The following is a 21,724-nucleotide window of genomic DNA, read 5'->3' as shown; positions in this document are numbered from 1 at the left end:
AATTCAGCCGCGCCTGCCGCCTTCAAATTCTAGCCGCATCTTAAAATTTAGCTGCGCTTTAATTTAACCCGCGGCGTCGCGCTCGCGATAAAATCCGCTAAATTAAATTTAGCCGAAATTTTAAAATTTTGAAATTTTATGAAAACGACGGTCTCAAAAGAAACGACGTCTTTTAAAATTTCAAAATTTCACCCAGGCTTGCAGATTAAAATTTTAAAATTTTGATCTGCAAAGCGCTTTGCATAATAGCTTAAAAGCGGCGGGTAGGCGGGCTTTGTACCGTGCCGCTTAATCGCCAAGCCCGCAAGCCGCTTCCTGCATGCTTTCAATAAAACGTTCGCTGTGTGCCGTCAAAACACCGCGCGCACCAAACAAAATGCCGCCGTTGCTATCTATCAAGCCAAACGCCGCCGCAAAGTAAACTACCGAGCTGCGCACGCGCGATCTTGCCGCGCCGCACGGCTAAATTTAACTCTCGCCATCCGTAGTCTCCCCGCTCGCGCCTTGATTGAGCTTCGCTGTTACGGCATCCACGATGTCGCCAAGGGTTTGGATGTTTTTAAAATCATCGGGCATCAGCTTATAGCCGGTGTTTTTCTTGACGTAATCGACCAGATCGATCGCGTCGATGCTGTCGATCTGCAGATCCTCGTAAATTTTGGCCTCAGGCACGACCTTGCTCTCGTCGATCTCGAAAAGCTCCACGAGCGCCTTTTTTAAAATTTCAAAAATTTCATCTTTACTCATTTTTACTCCTATTTTCGGCGATGTACTGCGCCAAAGACGCAACGGATGAGAAAATTTGCTTTAAATTTTGGGTTTTTGAGTTAAGCACGATGCCGTATTTTTTCTGCACCAAAAGCCCGAGCTCCAGCGCATCGACCGAATCGAGCCCGAGCCCGTCGCCAAAAAGCGGCTCATCGTCATTTATGTCGCCGGGCGCTACGTCTTCGAGGTTCAGCCCCGAAATGATCAGCTCCTTAAGCTCCAAAATTTCTTCGTTCACAGATTCTCCTTTTCATATAGATTTGATATTTTTTCGTAGAGTTTGCGCACGCGGATCGGATTTGGGCGATCCGGCTCAAAGTCCGTTAGATCGAGCGCGCACAGCTCGTAGAGGTCGTACTTCATCCGAACCTCGGGCGTATCGTACCATACTTGTCCTTTTTTTAGGCTTTTAGGATCCATTTTTATCGCGATGCAATTCATATTTTTTGCGAAATTTATCGCGATGTAAAACGCCGCTTTGTGCATGGCGATGCGATCTGCGGTGCGCGTGCCCTCGGGGAAGATGATTAGGCTTTCTCCTCGCGCAAGGGCGCTGCGGCACGCATCTATCATCGCTTCCGAGTCGGTGTTTGGGATGTAGCCCGCGGCTGCGATGGCGGCGGAGAGGAAAGGGTTTTTGCATAGGCTTTCCTTGACTACGCAGTTTGCGCGCCGCACGTGAGCTAAAAAGATCACCACGTCAAGCAGGCTAGGGTGGTTTGCGATGATGAGGGTGCCGCTAGGCGGGAGTTTGCAGCGCCAGTTCACGCCGATACTGCCGTAAAGTCGCGCGAGCAGCAAAAATATGCGCCACGAGATCATTATAAAATCGCGCACGAAATTTCGCACGACCTCTATGCGGTTTAGCCGCAGCAGCGCTACGGGGAGGAAGAGTAGGTTACCTATCATACACAGTGCGCCGAAGCTAGCGAAGGATAACGCGATGCCGATCTGCTTGATTTTGCGCCTTAGCGGATTTAACTGCTTCATCGCGCGGCGCCTCTTTCAGCGGGGATTATGCGGCAGCTCTCGTTAGGGATTTTATGACTATCGGCGAGGGTTTTGTTGTTCTCGGCGGGGATTTGATGGTTAATCATGCGCGCGATCTCGATAAAATTTTTACGGCTTACCGCTCGCCGCATCGCAGCGGAGTTTTTGCGGTTTGTTGTGCGCGATATTTCAGCTTGCGGCGTGCGCCGAAGTAATAGATTTTTCGTGCTCTGAGCGGGAGCCTTGGCGATCTCGGCGCCGTGCATGTGCCGAAGCAATAGAATTTTTGTGACGCGCGATAAACTGCGATCTTGTAGAATTCCCGCCGCTTGCCGTGCGTACTGTCTCGGTGAAATTTCCGCAGTTTGCCGCACGCTTCGTCGTGCGTATTGCTGCGATGGAATTTTTATCTTTTGCTGCACATATCGTTGCGGTAGAATTTCGGCGGTTTGCCACGCGCGCCGTTGCGACAGAATTTCTGCGAAGTGCCATACACGCTGTTTTTGCGCCGCCATACGACGCGCCGTCTGATTAAATTTATAGCTCGCGGCGTCGTTAAATTTAAAATTCATCGTAGCGCCTTGTCGTGTGCATCCTGCGTGAGTGGCTACTCGGTTCATCGCGCGGCTAAATTTAAACTCGTAGCCCAAGCTTTGATCTGCTAAATTTATGAAATTTACAGCCTGCTGCGCGTAGTATTTCGGCTCGCCGCATCTGTCTTTATAGCGGAATTTTACGGTGTCTTCCATGCGCCGCTGCGGTAAAATTTTTATGGCTCGCAGCTCGCAGCGTTTAGGCGGATTTTTTTGGATTCGTTGCGTATTCCTCGGCGGCGTATTTTCGCAGCGCGCCTCATTGCAACGCGATTTGGGGGCGCACGGCACGCGCCCTTTCGGCGTGTTTTTAAGATGTGCCGTTTGGGCGAGCTCGTGTTTGATAGCGCGGCTAAATTTAAAACCTTCACTATATCCGCGTTTGGCGGAGCGGCTAAATTTAAAGCTCGTCGTTCGTGCCTTTGCGGCTCCGCGTGGCCTAGGATTTTGATTAAATTTGCTCGTCTCGCCACGCTTTCTCATGCGATGAAATTTTGCTATTTTAACGCTCACGATCTTGCCTTAAAAAAGCTGCGATTTTGGCGGGATCTTTGACGCGCCAAAGATAGTCCAAAACCCCGTCGCTGCTGCGCCATTCGCGCTTGCCGGAGAGGATTTTAGCCAAAAATTTCACCGCGGTATCTAGAGGGATCTCGCCGTTCCCTTTAAAGCTTCGTAAAATTTCATTCTCGGCTCGCGGTTTTGGATTTTGTGCCTCTATGCTCTGTGTCGTTGCGTCCGCAACGTGCGGCGAAATTTCGATCTGCATGTCATCTCCGCGCTGAAGCACCAGAAGTAGGGCGCAGGCGAAGTCGCAGCGCTTCAGATAGTCGTTATTTACCTCCTCAAAATAGCAGAGCAGGGCGATTTTATCGTTATCCAACTTGCATTCGCCGTCCTTGCCATCTTCGTTTGCGTCCTGCGCGGAGCCGAAATTTTCCGCGCTTTCTTTCAGCCTCGCAGCGGCGATTATTGCGCCGTTTTCGAGCGCGCACGCCGCAGAGATCGTCGAAATTTCGGCATGATTTTGCGTAAAAATCGCATTTTGCGCCGCGATCGCGTTGAGTACGCTGACGCAAAAGCTCGAAGGCGAGACGCTTTCGCTCATCGAGCCGAGCAGGCTAAAACAGCGGTTGATCTCGCCCAGGCGCGAGCAAAAGACGAGCGGCATTCCCTCGCGCTGCGTTGCGGAGCTTTGCATCGCATGATCGCAGGCTCCCGAGCATTCGTTTGCTTTGGAATTTTGCCTCGCGGAATTTAAAGAATTTTTATTTGTGAAATCTTGCTGCGCCGAATTTAAATCTTGCGGCATAAAATTTAAAGAATTCTCATTTGAAAAATCCTGCGGCGACGGGTTTTGTGCGGCGGCACGGCTTTTGCTTGCATCTAAATTTTGAGGCGCGAGATTTAAGGAGCTTTCCTCGGCTAAACTTTCCGGCGTATTTTGCGAAATTTCGCCTAAAAGCGAGATGCAAAGTTTTGCCCCGAGCCCCAAGCGGCGACGCTGCAATGGCGGAATATGATAAAGAGCCGGCTTTTTTTTTAAAGCTTCGAGTGCTAAAATTTCCTCTTTTAAGCGGGCAGCGATTTCTAAATTTTCTTCAGGGCTATTTTGTAAAGCCTCGCCCTCGCGCGCGGCGAAATTTTTATAAAGCTCCGCCACCTTTTCGGAGCCGCAATCAAAAGTGCGCGCGGAGCTAAATTTAGACGCAACCGCTTTGTAATTTAATCCCCGCTGCGAGCCGAGCTCGGTAGATTTTTCATCAAAATCTTCTGTAACAAGGTTACGCCCCGCTTTTTCGTTATTCTCGCAAGCTGTAAATTTTACAGAATTTATGGAATTTTGCTTGCAGTCTGGAATATCTGTAAAATCTTGCGTAGAATTTAACGCGAAATCATACGTAAAATTTTGATCCGTGTCGCAAGCGAGATCGGAATTTCCGCCTAAGCTTACTTCGGAAATTCCGTCCGAGCAAGCGGCGAGATTTTTATAAAACTCCGCCGGCTCACCCGAAATTATCGCGCTTGCGTAAGATATACCGAAGCTTAGTTTATTTTGCAATGTAGCCTCTTAGTGTGACACCGCTCATTATCGTGCCTACGCCGCATTCAAACTCTTTGTCGCTCACGAAAACGTTTTTGTAATAGTAGCTCGTGATATTGACGACCTTATTGCCGCCCTCTTTTTTGGCGCGATCTTGAAAACTAAGCAGCGCCGATAAAAACGCACGGTTGCATGCGGCTTGATCGCTCTTGCCAACACCGTTTGCTTTTTTATTCGAGCTTAGCTGCTGCGTGATCTTTCTGCCTGCGGATTTGTTACCGAAGTAGAATTTTATGTTCGGATCAAGCTTGGCTTTAGCGTCTGGCTCTGCGAGTGCCGCAGCGATCGGGAAGCGCACGATATCGTTTTTGGCATAAGCCGAATTAGCGACAAAAAGCGTCGCAACTACGAAAAATAGAAATTTTTTCATTTTTTCTCCTTTAGTCGATAAATTTTTTAAAAATCAAAGATGTGTTTACGCCGCCGAAAGCGAAGTTGTTATTCATAACATAGTCCGTCTTTATCTCCTGCGGCTGCGTGAGATATCTAAGCGGTGCGCACTGCGGATCGATATCACGTAAATTTAGATTCGGATAGAATAGCCCCTCGTTCATCATCATCACCGAGATGAAGCTTTCTAGCGCCCCGCACGCGCCCAAAGTATGACCCAAATAGCCTTTGTAGGAGCTCACGGGCGTTTGCGAGCCGAAAATTTCATGCGTCGCCATAGATTCTGCGACGTCGCCCTGTCTGGTCGCCGTAGCGTGGGCGTTTACATGCCCGATGAGATCCGGCGAGATGGCGGCGTCTTTGAGCGCCAACTGCATCGCCGCGCGCATAGTCTCGCTCTGCGGGCGGGTAATATGTGTGCCGTCGCAGGTCGTGCCGAAGCCCACTATCTCGGCGTAAATTTTAGCGCCGCGCGCAAGCGCACTCCCGAGGCTTTCTAGCACAAACATAGCGCCACCTTCGCCTAAAACCAGCCCATCACGCGCTATATCAAAAGGCGCAGGGCTGAGAGTAGGGGTGTCGTTTTTGCAGCTTGTCGCGTAGAGCTTATCAAATACGAATGCCTGGCTTGGGTGCAGCTCGTCCGCGCCGCCTGCTAGCATCATATCCGCAAGGCCAAATTTTATCGCTTCATAGGAGTAGCCGATCGCTTGAGATGCGCTCGTGCACGCAGAGCTCGTGGGGATGAGCCTGCCTTTTAGCCCGTAGTAGATCGCGATATTCGCAGCGACGGTGTGAGGCATCATCTTAACATATGAGTTGGCGTTGAAGGTGCTATCCTTGCCATGCAAAATATCTACGACCTCGCCCGTAGCCTTCGCATCGCCGCTACAGCTACCCGCTGCGACGCCCATACGACCGTCCTTTATGCGCTCATCATCTAAAAGTCCCGCATCCGCCAGAGCTTCGCCCGCAGCATCTACGCCAAACATCGCTACCTTGCCCATCGAGCGGGTATCTTTGCGGCTCCAGTGCGCAGGCGGCGCGTAGTTTTGTATCGGCGCACCAAGCCTGGTGTTTAGCTCCTCGCCGAAGATATCCCATTCGCTCATATAAACTACGGCGCTTTTTTGCTGCGCCAAATTCTGCTTGATGCTTGCCCAGTCCCGTCCGAATGCACAGACGTTGCCAAAACCCGTAATAACTACTCTATTTAACATAATCCACCGTCTATTTTAATAACCTCTTTTGTGATATATGCGGAATTTTCGCTTAGCAAAAACTCCACCAAATGCGCCACCTCGCTCGGCTCGCCGATGCGGCCTAACGGAATCGCGCTTAAAATTTGCTCGCTTGCGGTTTCGTTTATACCTTCGCTCATCGCCGTTTTGATGAGCCCGGGAGCCACGACGTTTACCGTGATCTTGCGGCTTGCAAGTTCTATCGCTAGCGATTTTGCCGCGGCGATTAGGCCTCCTTTGCTAGCGGCGTAGTTGCTCTGGCCGCGGTTGCCGGCAATTCCGCTAACCGAGCTCATCACCACGATACGCCCGCCCTTTTTGGCGCGGATCATCGGCATTAGCGCGGGCTTTAGGACGTTATAAAACCCGCCTAAATTCGTATCTATCACGCTTTGCCAATCCTCGCGCTCAAACCACACGAAGGAGTTATCTCGCGTGATGCCAGCGTTTAGCACGATGCCCCAGTATGCGCCGTTTGCCTCTATATCTGCTTCGATCCGCTTCTGCGCCGCAGCGGTATCTGCGACGTCAAATTTTAAAATTTGAACTTCCGCCGCGCCCGCGTCCAAGCAGCGCCTCGCCACGTCATTAAGCTTTGCTTCGTTGCGCCCGTTTAGTGCCAAGCCGTAGCCCTTTTGCGCTAAATTTAATGCGCACGCCTCGCCGATACCGCCGCTTGCTCCGGTAATTAAAATTCTCTTAGCCATTTATACTCTTTAGCATTTCGTCGCTCGCGCGCATTACGCTTAGCGTGGCGCTTGCGATATGTTCGCCGCCGCAGCGGATCTCGCAGTCAAAGATATATAATCCCTCGCCGTCGCTTACGCTCTGCCTCGCCGTCGCGATCACGCGCTCGCCCACCTTCAGGCTTACGCGCGAAATATCGAGGTTCCGCACGCCCAGCAAAAACCCAAGCCTCGCTTCGCCGTCATTTCGGTAGCCCGAATACACACCGATGCACTGCGCCATTATCTCCATATACGCGTAGCTGCCGAGCTTGCCGTCTTCGGTAAACGGCGAGTCCTCTTTAACGCTAAACGCGCAGCTTGCATACTCGTCGCTAACCTCTAAAATTTCATCCGCGAAGACCATATATCCGCTCTGCGGTAGGATGCTAGAGGCTTTCATACGCGTCCTATTATGGTTACGGCGTTGTCGCCGCCGAAAGCAAAGCTTAGATTCATCGCGGTATCTACGCGCGCTTTTTTTGCTTCGCACGCGAGATTAAATTTAGACAGCGCTGCTGGAATTTCGCTCATTTGTGAAGTTTGATCCGCGGCGTATTTTAAAATTTTATCGTCCGTGCCTTGCAAAGCTTTAGACGCAGCCAAAATTTTATTCGTGCCGCTTTTTGAAATTTCACCCTGCGCATTTTGCAGAATTTCACCTCCCGAGCTGCATAAAATTTGATCGTTCGCGGCGTTTAAAATTTCATCGTTTCGCTCGCCGTGCCGCGCCTGCATGTCATATAAAATTTCAATCTCCGAGCCGCGCCAAATTTTATCATTCGTAAAATTCGGCGGGATCACGCCCTGTCTGATCGCCTCGTAGCACACGGCAAGCTCGATCGCCCCCGCTGCACCCAGGGTGTGTCCAATCGCCCATTTGGACGAGCTTGCGGGCGCTAAGGGTAGAGCGGCGCTCATAGCCAAGGCTTCCATCGCGTCGTTGGCCGCAGTGCCCGTGCCGTGTAGATTTACGTAATCCACGCTTTGCAGCTGAGCCGATTTTAGCGCGGTTTTGATCGCCGCGATCTGCATGCGCGCGCCGGGATCGGGCTTGGTGATGTGGTAGGCGTCGGAGTTTGCGGCGTGAGCCAAAAACGCGACGTCGCTTATGCGTTCGCGCGAGAGCACGAATGCGCAGGCTCCCTCGCCTAGATTTGTACCTGATCGCGCCTCTGAAAACGGCTTTAGCGGCTGCTCGCTTAAAATTTCAAGCGCGCTAAAGCCCTGCAGCGTAAGCTCGTCTAATGCGTCGGCGCCGCCAAATACGACCGCGTCGCAAAGTCCGCAAGAAATGAGGCGCGAAGCTTCAATGAGAGCCTTGTTTCCGCTGGTACACGCACTCGAAACTCCGATCGCGACGGATTTTAGCCCGAAGTGTTCGCGGATAAAATTTGCGGGGTTTGCGTGGGAGTTGCGTTCGAAGCAGAAGTTTTTAAATTTATCGTTTGCGTCTCTTGAAATTTTGGCGAAATTTTCGCCGTTTGCAGTGGAAATTTCACTGCACGGCGCGGAGCTCTCGCCGTCTTGCGAGATAAAATTTCCCGCGTCTTTGCCGCAGGCGAAAAATTCCGCATAGTTTTCCTGCACGCCGGTGTTGGTGGTCGCAAATACCACGCCTATGCGGTGCGCGCCGAATTTTTTCACGGCTTGCTCGATCTGTCCGTGCACGCCGAGGCAGGCATAAAGCGCCAGAGCGTTCGTGCGCGTGGCGTAGGCGCGATCTTTGATCTGCGGCAGCGGCGTATCCACGCGCCCGAAGATGAAATTTTTACCGCAGACATCAAGCTTTCGCAGCGAGGATCTTTTTTCGCACAGCGCGCTAAAAAGCTCTGCGGCGCTGTTTGCGCCCGCACAGATGAGCCCGGGGCTACTTAGATATTGCGTCATATCGGCGCCCCTTTGCGTTTATGGTGAAATTCGGTTTATCCGCATTCTCAAGCAGGGCTAAAAATACTCGCTCGCTTTGCGAATCGGGCGGCAGGAAGCCGTCGTTGCGAAATTTAGCCTCGCCGCCTTTGATCGATAAAATTTTGCGTGCGATCGGCGCGCCTAGCATATCGAGCCAGACGAGCTTGTAGCGGCCATCTTCGCCGCTTGCGGGCGAAATTTTTGAGATTAGGGCTCTGCTTTTTACGCCGAGCTCGTCCGTCAGGATGAACTGCTTTTGGCTAAATTCCGCTATCTGCTCAGGCGCTTTGCGCGCGCATCCGTCTATAAAAAACGCGGCGCAAAGCAGAATGAAAGCCGTTTTAGAAATAGCGTAAAAACGATAAACAGGTCTCAAAAATTCTCCCTAAAAACGAGCGAAATCAAAATTTCGCCCTCCAAAATATAGCTCTTGTAGTGCCACGCCCTGCCGCGCTCATCAAGCGCCAGAACCTCTCCCTCCGCGCCGCGCGCCAGCCCCACGCGAGCAAGCGCGTAAAAACCCAGGCTTCGCACCTTAATCAGCGCCTCTTTGATCGTGTAAATTTTATAAAAAACGAGCGTCTTTTTGCTCTCGTCCGCCGCCGCTAAAAGCTCGCGCTCAAAGGCGTTGAAACAAAACTCGCTCGCTGCGGCAAAATTCCGCGGTTTTAAAATTTCAAGATCGAGTCCGAATTTTTGCCTCGCAAAACCCACGGTGACGATCGTTTTGCCATCCGCGCTTTTGTGCGAGATGCAAAATTTGCCGCGTTTTTTAAAGCGCGCCTTAAGCGCCCGCGAAACGCGAAACTCGCGCAGATGGGCTCGCGCGCGCGCCAGCTTCTTATCGCGCCTGCTCAAAAGCCGCCGCGGAGCGCACAGATCCTCGTCGGTGATTAAAATTTTTATCTCGCTCATAAAGCTCTGATTTTACTAAAATAGTCTTTATAAAAATATAAAATAGCGCGTCGGCGTTGAAATTTCGTTTAAAATCTATTTGATGCGACTAGGCTCAAAGGCGCACTAAAACATAAAATTTATCGTGTTTGCATCAAGGCTTCTGGCGCGGTAAAATTTTAAAATTTATCGCGTTTGCGAATTGAGCCACGCGCTTTTTGGTTCGTCGCGTGTCGCTATGCGGCGTCGGCTGTGTTCGTTACACTCGCCTTGTTCGTCGTATTTGGTTAAATTTTTAGCGTGGCTGTATCAAGAGGCAGGCAGCGCAGGGTTTGAAAGCCTCGGCGTAAAATTTTAAAATTTCACGATAAAATTTCTACCGCGGGCGGCGTTTGTGCTAGAGCTTTTGCGACGAAACCTAGATGAATTGCGCGATGAGCTTTAAAATTCCGAAGCGGAATTTTAAACCGCGAGCAGTGCGCGGCGCAGCAGACATCGTAGTATAACAGCGCAAAATTGGCCGCATTTGAATAAAACGGCATAAAATTTAAGCGCTCCTGAATACGGCAGCTTGAAATTTAATTAAAGCGGCACGAAATTCAATCGCGCTTAGCTGTCGCAACCGCATTAAATCCCGAGCCGTTCTGCGCTGCGCCGAGCAGAATGCTTTAAGATCTGTGCCGCATCACGCTATTTGTATCAAATTCTGTGCCGCGTCGCACTAAATTTGCTATTGAGCCGCATTAAATTTTATGTAGAAATTTCGCTGCTAAGCCGTGACAAATTTACGTCAAAATTCCGCCGTCGCAAGGACGGCGTTTGATTTTATTTTTTGATCATGCGCTTGTACGGGCCGAAGCGGTGATCATTCTCGTCAAATCCGTCGTTGTAGGGCCCCACGTCCATATCCATCTGCTTGACGTCTAGATCGGGGAAATCTTTCTTCCTATCGGGTTTGATTTTGCGCGGTTTTGAGTTTATATACGCCGTCACGTCGAAAGCTTCCTCCCAGCTTAGCGAGGCGTCTCCTTTAGGCATAGTGGCTTTGACATACCTCGCCCCTTCGATGAGCCTATACATACCGGCGCCCGTATTGTAGCTGTCGTCGCCCCAAAGCGCGGGGAATGTGTAGTAATCGCCGCTTTGAGCAAACCCCTCGTTTTTTATCCCTTCGCCGTTTTCGCCGTGGCAGGCGGCGCATTTTGCGGCGTAAATTTCGCCTCCTTTTTTAGGATCCGCCGCGCGGTCTAAAAACTGCGCTTTCGGCAGCCCCTGACCTTTTAGCTTGGCGCCGACCTCATATCCTGCGGAGAGCCAGTGCATGTAGGCGATCATCGCGCGCATCTCTTTGGAGTTCGTAGGGATCGCTCTGCCCGCCATCGAGCGCTGAAAACAGCCGTTTATGCGGTCTTGCAGCGTGACTAGCTGATCCGATCTCGCGACATACTGCGGAAATCTCGCGTAGATACCCACGAACGGGCTTTGATCGGGCACGACGCCGCCGCTCGTATGGCAGCTCGAACAGGAGAGGTTGTTGCCCGCAAAGCGCATTTTTTCATCCTTCGCCTGCGGTCCGAGATATCTCGTCGTCTCGTTGATGAGCTTCGCGCCGTAGATGACGGTCTTTGCATAAGGCGAGTCGCCGAGCTTTGCCTCGTCTATGACACCGTTTTCGTCGATGCCTACGGGCAGCCTAAATTCCTGCGTCTTTTGCTCGTACGGCACGGCTTTTTTGGCGTTGAGTTTGGCTACATCAAAGCCTAAAACGGGCGTAAAAAAGAGCGGAAGCGCTAAAACAAGGGTGGTTTTTCTCATATGTTCTCCTTTAAAAAGTAAAATATACATTTGAAATTATTGAATTTTTTAGTTAAATGTGCGTTAAAATTTTAAAAAAAGGAGAAATTCCGAGAGCTCGCACAGAGGAGAATTTTAAAGAGCCGATTTTAAAATTTGAGCAGGCGAAAAAATTTTAAAGGCTGATTTTGCGATCTGCGCGTAGGGGAGATTTTAAAAAAGCCGATTTTTGAAGGCCTGCGAGAGTGCAAATTTAAGGGCGCTTTCGCTTTGCGGCTCGTTTCGTGCACCGCTCGGTCGCTTCCTGCGTTGTTGTATCTTGCGCCTCTGTATTTTGCGTCGCGCGCACGGACCGCTTCATTTTTTGCGTCGTGGATGCGGCATCGCGCCGCGTATAAATGCAGAGCGCATGCAAGCGTCCGCGGGAAACGAACGGATAAGATAAACGGATTAATTTCGCTCGTGCGCAACCGCGGTATATTTGATCCGTGCCGCCCCTGCTACTCCGCCATAAACGAGCCGTTCGCAAAAACTTGTCGCGGCATGCTGCCGAAGTACAAGTCGCAAATTAGTATTTCAGCGCGAGATTTGCAAAAGCATGTCGCAGTGCATCGCAGCAGGATCGCCGCCGCATTTGAAATTATCTAAGTCCGCCGGCGCGATAGGACGAGGCGAATCGTCTCGTCTATGCGCCGTTTAGACGGCGCGCGTATTTATGCTCGCCCTGCACTCGCCTTAAACGGGCTCTAGGTTTGAAATTTAACCCGAGCGGGCTTGGAATTTTAAATTTAAGCGGATTTAGGCTTTGGCGGTCGGATCTCGCCTGCGCGCCGCGCCGAACCGTATCCGCGCTAGAAATATCGCCGCCGAGATAAAATTTCGCGCGGCAGGTGCCGTAATGCGGCGATATGAAATTCTAACGCTCCTAAATAAAACGGCATGAAATTTTAAATGCTCTTAAATTAAAACAGCGCGAAATTTAACCGCACCGAGCCGCCGCATTAAATTCTGAAAATTCCAAGCCGTGTCGGGCGGCACAAAATTTAACCGCGCCCGGCGGTCGATAAATTCCGTCGCTAAGCCGTATCATGCGGAGCCGCATCGCGTAATATCAGCGTTAAGCTCTACCGCCGCGCCGTGCTACGCCCGACAGGATCTACATCAAATTTTGCCGCCGAGTTGCACCGCACTAGATTTGTTTTAAATTTTGCCGTCGTGCGCACTAAATTTACGGTCAAAATTTCGTCGCCGCGCCGCGCAAAATTTGCACAAAATTCGTCGTATCGTCGAGTCAAATTTGTCTCAAAATCCACTACTACGGCGAGCTGCGTTAAAATTTAGATCAAAATTTCGCTAGCATGTCTATCTGTGGTAATTTTTTACGAATTTTTCTATGCGCTCAAAGCCGCGTTTTAGATTTTCCATAGAGCATGCAAAGCTTACGCGGAAGTGCCCATCCATACCAAATCCGCTTCCTGGCACCGTGGCTACGAGCCCTTTATCTAACAGTTGCATGCAGAATTTCATACTATCGGGTTCTACCTGAGAGCAATCTATGAAGAAATAAAATGCGCCATCTGGTTTTACGACACTAAGCCCTGGGATCGCACCTATTGCGTCCGTGCCAAAATCGCGCCTGCGCTCGTATTCGCGCCTCATCTCCTCGATATAATCATCCGCCTCGCCACGCAGCACTGGCATAGCGCCTGCCTGGACGATGCTTGCTACGTTGCTGACGCTTTGGCTTTGCAGGTTTATCATCGCCTTATTTAGCTCATCGATAGCACAGGCGGTGTAGCCGAAGCGCCAACCGGGCATCGCGCCGCATTTGCTTAGCCCGTTGATCGTCACGGTGCGCCCGAACATATCCCCACTGATGCTTGCTGCGGCTATGAAGCTCTTGCCGAAGACGATTTTTTCGTAAATTTCATCGGCAATTACTAAAATATCCGTGCCTTTTAGCACTTCCGCAAGCTCTTGCAGCTCCTGGCGCGAATATACGGCGCCTGCGGGGTTACTCGGGTTAAAAAGACACAGCGCCTTCGTGCGCGGGGTGATCGCGGCTTTAAGCTGTGAGGCGGTGATTTTATATCGGTTTTCCGCCTTTGTGTTTACGATGACGGGCTTGCTGCCGCAGAATTTTACGATGTCTGGGTAGGTGACCCAATAAGGCGCCGGTATTATGACCTCATCGCCTTCGTTTAAGATGCAGTTAAAGGCGTTAAATAGAGAGTGTTTGGCGCCTACGTTGGTGATGATCTGATCGGGCCTGTAATTTAGGCCGTTGTCGCGCTTTAGCTTCTGCGCGATTAAATTTAAAATTTCAGGCGTTCCGGCAACCGGTGTATATTTTCCACAGCCCTTAGCCATAGCTTCTATGACAGCTTTTTTGGCGACCTCTGCAGTATCGAAATCAGGCTCGCCCGCGCTTAGGATTACGACGTCTTGCCCCTGGGCTTTCATCTGCTTGGCTTTGGTGCTGATTGCGATCGTTAGGCTTTCGCCGAGCTTGCTTACGCGACTTGAAAGTGTTAATTTCATTGATGCTCCTTGGATTGGTTTAGACAATTTAAAATTTGATTTTTGACGCTAAAAGCCCTGCCGCCGCTTGGGTCTTGGTTGTAGATATCGTCGATTTTATAATCTCCTCCGCTACGGACGAGTTTGTAGATTATCGTCTGCGTGCCGTAGGGGCAGGTCTGAGTTACTACGACGGTATCGCGCTGCCCTAGCTCAAAATCATATTTCGCATCGTCGCAGACATCTTGACCGCCGATTACCGGATCATAGTCCAAGCAGCCCACCTCACCTTCGCCAGCAGATGCTTCATCTTGCATAAGCACGGATCTGAAAGAAGCTGATAGGGCATTTTTGTGATCGCCGAAATAGGTGTCCTTGATGTATAGACTTTTTACTAAACTTATTCTGGCGTCGTCCGCGGAATTTTTCACGCTATTAGCGTCGCTGCCGCTTGCCGACAAAATAGCACAAATTATAAAAAATAGAGCCTTTTTCACTTTTAACCCTTATTATTTTAATGATTTTAGATACTCTTCGTAGAATTTATTGAGATCCTCATCCATTTCGGCGATATCTTTTCTGCCGCTGCAGATGCAATCTTCCAAAATTTCGATACGCTTGATGAGATATTTGATAAGCTCCTGGCTGATATCGGGAATTTTATTATGCGCTAAAGGATCGCTCTCACAGCTTCCTAAAATTCTAGCAGGCACGCCTACAGCGGTGCAGTTTGGCTCGACGTCCTTTACGACGACGGAATTTGCGCCGATTTTGGAATTTTCGCCGATGGTGATGTTGCCTAGCACTTTAGCTCCTGCACCAACTACGACGCCGTTTTGCAGCGTCGGATGGCGCTTGCCGTGCTCTAAGCTCACGCCGCCGAGAGTGACGCCCTGATAGATCAGACAGTTATCGCCGATGATCGCCGTTTCTCCGATGACAAGCCCCGTGGCGTGGTCGAAAAACACGCCCGAGCCGATCTGTGCGCCGGGGTTTATATCTACGGCGGTGATTATGCGGCTAAGTCCGCTGATCGCGCGAGCAATGAGCTTAAAACCTCGCTCGTAGAAAAAATGCGCGAAGCGGTAATTTATCAGCGCCCAGACGCCGGGATAGCAGAAAAATATCTCAAATACGCTATTGCATGCGGGGTCTTGGCGCAAGGGCTCGGTGAAGTCCCGTTTTAAAATTTGCCAAAAACTCATTTGATCGTCTTTAGATAGCTGTTGTCGTTTAAAAACAGATATAGCTCGCCCAGGATATGCTTTTTCTCTTTATCTCCGATAAGATTTGATTTTTCGACGCGCTCGTTTAGGCTTTCGCGGATATCTACTACGTCGTAGTCCATATCCTCCAAGATGTCGATGACCGATTGAGATTCGATAAAATCCTTGATCTCAAAGCCGCCGTCATCCTTTAAGATCACGGTCGCTTCAGTGGGGTGTGCAAAGAGGTTGTGGCTCATGCCAAGCACCTCCTGATAGGCTCCGACAAGGAAAAAGCCCAAAAAATACTCCTCTTTTTCAGGATCGAAATCGTGCAGAAAGAGCGGATTTTTTTGATTGTCGAATTCTATCTCGCCGTCGCTATCGCAGGTGATATCCCAGATTGACGCCGATAGCGTGGCGCGCTCGTCCAGCCTCTCTAACGGCATGATTGGGAAGTGCTGCTTGATGCCCCAAAAATCGGGCAAGCTTTGAAAGATCGAAAAATTTACTAAATAGCGCTCTTGGGCGTTGCCTAGGGAGTTTAAGAAATTGCTATACTCTTGCTTGTTGCCTAAAATTCCATACGCCTTTCGCATTATTAGATGAACCAAAATTTCGCCATTTGAGCGGTCGATCAGATCGACATATCCTAGATCAAAAAGGGTAAGCACACTCTCCATGTGCGACATGGCGTCGTGCAGATACTCTAGCGCGTTGGAGGGTTTTAGAGTTTTATACAGATCGTATAGCTCGGCGACTACCGGCGGATTATCCTTTTTTAGGGCGAGCTTCTCTTCGGCGTATTCTTGGGTAAAAAGCTCCAAAATCGGCGCCACGAGCACCGCGTGGCTGGCGGCTACGTATCTTCCGCTCTCGATAAAAATATCGGGCTCGGCCTCTTTTTTATCCTCTGCGATCGATTTTAGTAGAAAGACCACGTCGTTGGCGTATTCTTTTAGCGTATAGTTGCGGCTGGAGCTTTCTTTGGCTTGGGAGTATTCGATAGCAAGACCTCCGCCTAAATTTATGGATTTTAAATTTTTCGCGCCCATTTTGCGAAGCTCGGTATAGATGTTGCCCGCCTCGATGAGGGCCTTTTTGAGCGGATGAATCTCTGTAATCTGCGAGCCGATATGAAAATGAATCATCGTAAACTGCTCGATGAGGTCGTTTTTCTTGAGCAAATTTATCGCCTCTATAAGCTCGGTCGAGGTAAGGCCGAATTTGGAATTTATCCCGCCGCTTTTCGCCCACAGCCCGCTTCCGGAGTTGTGCAGCCTGATGCGAAGCCCGATGAATGGCTTTGGCGCAAACCGCTCCTTGGCCGTTTCGATGATGGTTTCAAGCTCGTTTAACCCCTCGATCGTAAGCGTTACGTTATGTCCCATCTCTGCGGCGATGAAGCCGATATTGATGAGCTCCTTATCTTTAAAACCGTTTACGGTAATCGGCGCGCCGTATTTGTTATACGCCATCGCTAGCAGCAGTTCGGGCTTGCTGCCGGCCTCGAGTCCGTATCCGTAAGGCTCGCCGATATCGACTAAATTTTTAACGAAGCCCGGGAATTGATTTACCTTAAGCGGATAGACGGCGTGGAATTTTCCCTTGTAATCAAACTCCTTAATGGCTCGGTTAAAATTTGAATAAATTTCGACGATCTGCTTTTTGATGAGGTGCGGGAAGCGCAGCAGTATCGGGCCTCGCACGCCGTCTGCGCGGATCTCTTTTATGATATCTACCAAAGGCTGCTTGAAATCGGAGTTTAGGCATAGTTTGCCCCCGTCTATCGTGAAGTTGGAATTTCCCCAAATATTTAGTCCGTAATCGCTCATGCTCTATCCTTAAAAAACGCTTCGACCTCTTTAAATTTGATCGCGAAGGTGGTTTGATCCTCTAAATTTTTACACCACACCTCGGCTCGGTCAAACTCGTCCTGCCCGATGCAAAGGCAAAATTTAGCCTCCGCCCCGTCGGCTGCCTTTAAATGCTTGGCTAGGCTCTTGGGCTCGTATGAAATTTGAGTTTTGCAAAACTTTCGCAGTTTTAGCGCAAATGAAAATGCCGTGCTTACGAATGCTTCATCCAGCGCGCCGATATAAAGTCCCTCGCGCGCTTGTGGGCTTTCGCGCGTTTTTAAAATTTCGGCTATTCGCTCGATACCGATCGCGAAGCCCACGCCCGCCGTCTTTCTGCCGCCTAAAAACTCCACGAGCCTGTCGTAGCGCCCGCCGCCGCCTACGGCGCTTTGCGCGCCAAGCTCGCTTGAGACGAACTCAAAGGCGGTTTTGCAGTAGTAATCAAGCCCGCGCACGAGCTTCGGATCTATTTCAAATTTTTGCCCGTTTTGGGTTAAAATTCTTTGCAGCTGCACAAATTCCGCGGCGCAGGCGTCGTTTAAATTTTCCGTTATAAGAGGCGCGGCGGCTAAAATTTTCTGGCAGCTTTCGTTTTTGCAGTCCAGCACGCGGATCGGATTGGTATCGATGCGCCTTTGGCAGTCCTCGCAGAGCCTGTCTTTGTGTCCTTGCAAGAAATTTACGAGCTTGGTTTTATATGCCGGCATGCACTCCTCGTCGCCTAAAGAGTTGATTTTAAGCGTTGCGGCGACATTTAGCTCGCGTAAAATTTGCGCCAGCATCAAAATCACGCTCGCGTCCTCATAAACGCTATTTTCGCCGAAGCACTCGACGCCGAATTGATGAAACTCGCGCAGGCGCCCCTTTTGCGGGCGCTCGTAGCGAAACATCGAGCCTTGATAATAAAATTTATGCACGCCGCCGCTGCGATCGAGCTTTTTTTCGATAAAGGCGCGCACGACGCCCGCGGTGCCCTCGGGGCGCAGGCAGACGCTCTCACCACTTTTGTCGCTAAACTCATACATCTCCTTGCCGACGATGTCGCTGCTCTCGCCGACGCTGCGGCGAAATAGCGCGGTCTGCTCGAGCTTGGGAGTTTCGATGAGGCAAAAGCCGTAATTGCGCGCCACGCGCTCGCACACGCTTAAAATTTGCGAGTAGATGCGCGCCTGTTCGCCTGAAATATCGTTCATACCGCGAAGTGCCTTGATCATCGATGAAATCCTTTGTGAAATTTTAAAATTTTCAAATTTTTGCGGCGATTATAGTTAAATTTACCTAAATTTTAAGCCCTGCCGCTCGCAGCAACGTATCGGTTCTGCTTATTTACATCGCGCGCCGCGATGATTTTAAAATTTCAAATTTATTCTTAAAATGCGGATTGCGCGATCTTTGAGAATTATTTTAAACGATCGGCGTTTATAAAATTTACGGCGCGACGATCGGCGTAACGGCTGCTAATATTGCATTCTGAGAGCTTGCAAATACAGCGCCAGGCTTATAAAAACAGCGCGCCGCTAGGTTTAATGTATCCCGCACTGCGAAGCGGTTGGATTTTAAAATTTAATTTGCGATGCGTCGCGCCGGCTCGTGGCATGCTATGTAAAATTAAAGCGCCACCGAAATTTACGCGCTGCGCAAAATTTAACGCATTGCGTAAAATTTTAAATTTTACCGCACCGTCGATCGCACCGCCGTTTCGACTTAGGCGTCTATTTCAAACCGGCTAAGCTCGCGGTAAAATTTCTACTTCGCCGCCTTGAAGCTCAAGAATTCCTCGTAGCGGCGATCGATGATCTCTTTGATCTCGGCGTAATTTTGCGGCGAGTTTTCTATGTAAAAATAGGCGTTGTCGAAGTTTTTATCGCCGAATTTGCGTGCGACGAAATCGTCGTAATCTTGCAAATACCAGCCGTGCGTTTTGGCAAATTTCGTGCGGTCCGTGGTGTAGTAGGCTTTCGCAAAGGCCTTACCCACGGCGTTTAGCTCGTCGCTACCCAGCACGCCGTCCATGGCGTCGAAAAAATACTGACGATAATCAAAGCTATCGTTCATCCGCGCTATATCGTCCGCGAAATCCGCCGCGAAGTCCTTGGAATAGAGCTTGCGCTCCATGCACCAGCGGAAGAAAAACGCGATGTGCGTCGCGCCGTTTTCCTGCGGGATATCTGTCGGCGCATTTTTTGCGCCCCAGTGCCATTTCGCCTTGTCGTAGGTCACGCAAGCCATTTTGCTCTCCTTTTTTTGGACTTTAAGTTGCATAAATTTTAGAAATTAAAAGCAAACGACGCTTGGTAAAGCTCTAAATTTTATCCGATGCAATCTGCGCCGTGAAATTTCAAATTTTATATCAGATCGCCCATTACCTCATAATCGCATTCGCTTCGTAAAATTTTGCCGCGACTAAAATTACGTTTAAATTCTATCGTATCTCGTAGAATTTCACGCGCCCCGTCCTATGTCTTTCAGTCGCTGCTTTGCCGCAGCCGTCACGTCCTCTTCGTAATCATACCACGTAAACATCGCGCCGTGCTGTACCGAGCCGCCCAGCAGATCGCCCCCTTGGCGGTTTTTCAGATCGATATTTGCGACCTTAAATCCATCCAGCGTCGCTGCGAACTCGCGCAGGCGCTGCGGTGGGGATTTGAGCTTGGTGTAGAGGTAGCAGCGCCCCGCCTGGCCTTTGCGTCCGACACGCCCTCGCAGCTGATGAAGCGACGCGAGCCCCATTCGCTCGGCGCCCACGATTAAAATGACGCTAAGCCGCGGCAGCGAGATACCCACTTCGACTATCGTCGTGGTTATCAGCAGTCGCCCTTCATCGCGGAAGCGGCGCAAAACCTCCTCCTTGTCCTTGTCGCTGCCGTGGGTGATCAGGACATCTGGGAATTGAGCCTTCCAAAACGGCGCCGCCTCCTCAAGGCTTTGATAGACCGAGCTTTCGCTTTGCTGCACGAGCGGATAGACGATGATCGCTTGATTGCCCGCGGCAAGCTCACGGCGCAGATCCTGCATAAAGCCCGCAAATCCGTCGTTTTGCAAAATTTTGGTTTTGATCTGTTTTTCAAACGGCAGCTGTTTTAAAAAGCTAAAGTTTACGAGCTCGGATTGGATCATGCTTAGCGTGCGCGGTATCGGCGTAGCGCTAAACTGAATGAAATGCGCGCGAAACTCGCCGTTTTCGGTGAGGCGCGCGATCTTTTCGCGCTGGTTGGAGCCGAAGCGGTGCTGCTCATCGACCATTATGAGATTTGACGGCGCGAGCTCGTGGTAGAGCAGGGCGTGAGTGCCGATGATAAGGTGCGCGCCCGCGAAATTCGGCTCGCGATCGCCGCTTTTTACGAGCAGAACCTTAATCTGCGGCGGCAGCAGACGGAGCGCCTCAGCGTAAATCTGTTCGGTCAAGATGCTCGTAGGCGCCATCAGATAGCTGATGCGCGGGTAGTTCATCGCCGCACTCGCGAGGATCACGAGCGTCTTGCCGCTACCTACGTCGCCCATGACGACGCGGCGGCGCGCTAGAGGGCTTTGCAGATCGCTAGCGATGTCCTTTATCGCACCCAACTGATCGCGCGTAGGCTCAAAAGGAAGCGAAGCAAGCCAATCCGAAATGTCGCGCAGCGGGTAAATTTGCGCCGGGAAACTTGTTTTTTTTGCGCTTAGCTTTTGCAGGTAGTTTAGAATTTCTACAAATTTCAGCGTGCGTAAAATCGCAGCACCGCTTATCTGCGTTACGGCTGCGGCTCGGACGGCCTCGGCGGCATGGACAGTTCCGGCGTCGCTTGCAATTTGAGCGATTGTAGGTATGGCGGTCGTAGCTTGGGCGGCTGCGGTCTGGATAGTTCCAGTTTGGTAATGCGTAGATTGCACGGCACAATCGCGCGAAGCGCTCATAGGTGCGGCCTCGGCGGCATGGACAGTTTCGGCATCGCTTACATTTTGAGCGATCATAGGCTCTGCGGTTGCGATCCGCGCGGCTACTACCGTCTGAAGATTTTCAGTTTGATTGCATACAGGCTGTGCGCCCGTAGCTTGTGCACTCAAAGTTTGGATGGTCGCGGTTTGTGCGCTCGCTACTTGGCTTGAAGTTTGGATTGCTGCGGGTTGCATACTTGCGTTTTGAGTTTGGACGGCTACGGGTTGCAAATCTGCGATTCGAACGTCTGAAGTTTTAATCACTGCGGATTGTGTATCTACGTCTTGGGCGCTTGCAATTTGTTGCGCGACTATGGCTTCGGCTACGGACTGCTTGGTCATGGGTTGTGCAATTGCGGCTTCAACGTCTGCTGGTCGTGCCGCTGCTTGGATATCGGATACTAGGTCATTTGAAATTTTATCACTGTTCGCCGCCGCTTCATTATCGGCTTTAAAGTCGTCCGAAATTTCATCCTCGCGCGCCTCCGCGCCGTATACAGCAAGAAAATCCTCATCGCTTTGGACGCAAAAATTTTCGTCGTTATAAATCTCTGCATCGTGCGCTTGGCGCCCTTCGCCGTTTAAAATTTTATCGCTCGCAATCTCGTCGTCACGGAGGCTTGGGGGGAGTGAAGTCTCCGCGCCATTTGGAATTCCGTCGCTTAAAATTTCGTTCTCCGTGCCGCGCATTGCTTCGCAGGCAAGAGCTCCGCTACTTTGAGGATAGTTTGAAATTTTACCCCTAAAAATTTCACCGTTTTGCGATCTGCCCTTTAAAATTTCGGCGGCTACCGAGCTTTGCGAGCTTGGAATTT

General features: G+C 50.5%; 19 protein-coding genes and 1 pseudogene. All 20 read right to left on the bottom strand.

What is annotated here, in order from left to right; translation table 11 throughout:
• Positions 1–468: 468 nt before the first annotated feature.
• Positions 469–747, bottom strand: coding sequence for an acyl carrier protein (locus tag Q0101_RS03185; RefSeq protein WP_297942271.1), 279 nt, complete (start codon positions 745–747; stop codon positions 469–471).
• Positions 740–1,006, bottom strand: a complete 267-nt coding sequence (locus Q0101_RS03180) for a phosphopantetheine-binding protein (RefSeq protein ID WP_177388711.1) — start codon at positions 1,004–1,006, stop codon at positions 740–742. Before Q0101_RS03180 ends, Q0101_RS03185 begins: the two co-directional genes overlap by 8 nt.
• Positions 1,003–1,758, bottom strand: a complete 756-nt coding sequence (locus Q0101_RS03175; protein ID WP_297881418.1) for a lysophospholipid acyltransferase family protein — start codon at positions 1,756–1,758, stop codon at positions 1,003–1,005. The genes Q0101_RS03180 and Q0101_RS03175 overlap by 4 nt, the downstream gene beginning before the upstream one ends.
• Positions 1,755–2,864 carry a hypothetical protein gene (locus Q0101_RS03170; RefSeq protein WP_297881416.1) on the bottom strand — a complete coding sequence of 370 codons (1,110 nt, stop codon included), beginning with the start codon at positions 2,862–2,864 and terminating at the stop codon, positions 1,755–1,757. Before Q0101_RS03170 ends, Q0101_RS03175 begins: the two co-directional genes overlap by 4 nt.
• A complete protein-coding gene (locus Q0101_RS03165) occupies positions 2,854–4,413 on the bottom strand; it encodes a beta-ketoacyl synthase chain length factor (RefSeq protein WP_297942269.1) in 1,560 nt (519 codons plus the stop codon). The genes Q0101_RS03170 and Q0101_RS03165 overlap by 11 nt, the downstream gene beginning before the upstream one ends.
• The gene (locus tag Q0101_RS03160) at positions 4,403–4,825 is read right to left on the bottom strand and encodes an excinuclease ABC subunit A (RefSeq protein ID WP_297942267.1); all 423 of its coding nucleotides are present in this window, start codon (positions 4,823–4,825) and stop codon (positions 4,403–4,405) included. Before Q0101_RS03160 ends, Q0101_RS03165 begins: the two co-directional genes overlap by 11 nt.
• A 10-nt stretch (positions 4,826–4,835) precedes the next feature.
• Positions 4,836–6,065, bottom strand: a complete 1,230-nt coding sequence (locus Q0101_RS03155) for a beta-ketoacyl-ACP synthase (RefSeq protein ID WP_297942264.1) — start codon at positions 6,063–6,065, stop codon at positions 4,836–4,838.
• On the bottom strand, positions 6,059–6,793 hold the full coding sequence (fabG, locus tag Q0101_RS03150; protein WP_297942262.1) for a 3-oxoacyl-ACP reductase FabG: 735 nt from the start codon (positions 6,791–6,793) through the stop codon (positions 6,059–6,061). Before fabG ends, Q0101_RS03155 begins: the two co-directional genes overlap by 7 nt.
• Positions 6,786–7,214: a hypothetical protein gene (locus tag Q0101_RS03145; RefSeq protein ID WP_297942259.1), complete on the bottom strand. Its 429-nt coding sequence runs from the start codon at positions 7,212–7,214 to the stop codon at positions 6,786–6,788. The genes fabG and Q0101_RS03145 overlap by 8 nt, the downstream gene beginning before the upstream one ends.
• Entirely contained in the window at positions 7,211–8,701 is a 1,491-nt protein-coding gene (locus tag Q0101_RS03140) for a beta-ketoacyl synthase N-terminal-like domain-containing protein (RefSeq protein ID WP_297942257.1), read from the bottom strand. The genes Q0101_RS03145 and Q0101_RS03140 overlap by 4 nt, the downstream gene beginning before the upstream one ends.
• Positions 8,682–9,098 (bottom strand): hypothetical protein, encoded by a 417-nt coding sequence (locus tag Q0101_RS03135; protein ID WP_297942254.1) that lies wholly within the window; start codon positions 9,096–9,098, stop codon positions 8,682–8,684. The genes Q0101_RS03140 and Q0101_RS03135 overlap by 20 nt, the downstream gene beginning before the upstream one ends.
• Positions 9,095–9,637, bottom strand: a complete 543-nt coding sequence (locus Q0101_RS03130) for a 4'-phosphopantetheinyl transferase superfamily protein (RefSeq protein ID WP_297942252.1) — start codon at positions 9,635–9,637, stop codon at positions 9,095–9,097. Before Q0101_RS03130 ends, Q0101_RS03135 begins: the two co-directional genes overlap by 4 nt.
• Before the next feature lie 804 nt (positions 9,638–10,441).
• Positions 10,442–11,431, bottom strand: a complete 990-nt coding sequence (locus Q0101_RS03125) for a c-type cytochrome (protein WP_297942249.1) — start codon at positions 11,429–11,431, stop codon at positions 10,442–10,444.
• Positions 11,432–12,772: 1,341 nt separating this feature from the next.
• Complete coding sequence (locus Q0101_RS03120; RefSeq protein WP_297942248.1) at positions 12,773–13,951, bottom strand: pyridoxal phosphate-dependent aminotransferase; 1,179 nt, start codon at positions 13,949–13,951, stop codon at positions 12,773–12,775.
• Positions 13,948–14,427, bottom strand: coding sequence for a hypothetical protein (locus tag Q0101_RS03115; protein WP_297942246.1), 480 nt, complete (start codon positions 14,425–14,427; stop codon positions 13,948–13,950). The genes Q0101_RS03120 and Q0101_RS03115 overlap by 4 nt, the downstream gene beginning before the upstream one ends.
• A gap of 12 nt (positions 14,428–14,439) precedes the next feature.
• Positions 14,440–15,135 (bottom strand): serine O-acetyltransferase, encoded by a 696-nt coding sequence (gene cysE / locus Q0101_RS03110; protein WP_297942244.1) that lies wholly within the window; start codon positions 15,133–15,135, stop codon positions 14,440–14,442.
• Positions 15,132–16,970, bottom strand: coding sequence for a biosynthetic arginine decarboxylase (gene speA, locus Q0101_RS03105; protein ID WP_297942242.1), 1,839 nt, complete (start codon positions 16,968–16,970; stop codon positions 15,132–15,134). The genes cysE and speA overlap by 4 nt, the downstream gene beginning before the upstream one ends.
• Entirely contained in the window at positions 16,967–18,208 is a 1,242-nt protein-coding gene (gene hisS / locus Q0101_RS03100; protein WP_297942239.1) for a histidine--tRNA ligase, read from the bottom strand. Before hisS ends, speA begins: the two co-directional genes overlap by 4 nt.
• 532 nt (positions 18,209–18,740) lie before the next feature.
• A complete protein-coding gene (locus tag Q0101_RS03095) occupies positions 18,741–19,223 on the bottom strand; it encodes a hypothetical protein (protein ID WP_297942237.1) in 483 nt (160 codons plus the stop codon).
• A gap of 213 nt (positions 19,224–19,436) precedes the next feature.
• Positions 19,437–20,723 (bottom strand): annotated as a pseudogene (gene recG, locus Q0101_RS03090) (ATP-dependent DNA helicase RecG); the annotation flags it as partial.
• Positions 20,724–21,724 lie beyond the last annotated feature (1,001 nt).

Source organism: uncultured Campylobacter sp. (genome assembly GCF_937921625.1).
Taxonomy (GTDB): domain Bacteria; phylum Campylobacterota; class Campylobacteria; order Campylobacterales; family Campylobacteraceae; genus Campylobacter_B.
The sequence above is the reverse complement of the archived record's forward strand: the minus strand, read 5'-3'. Positions and strand labels throughout refer to the sequence as shown.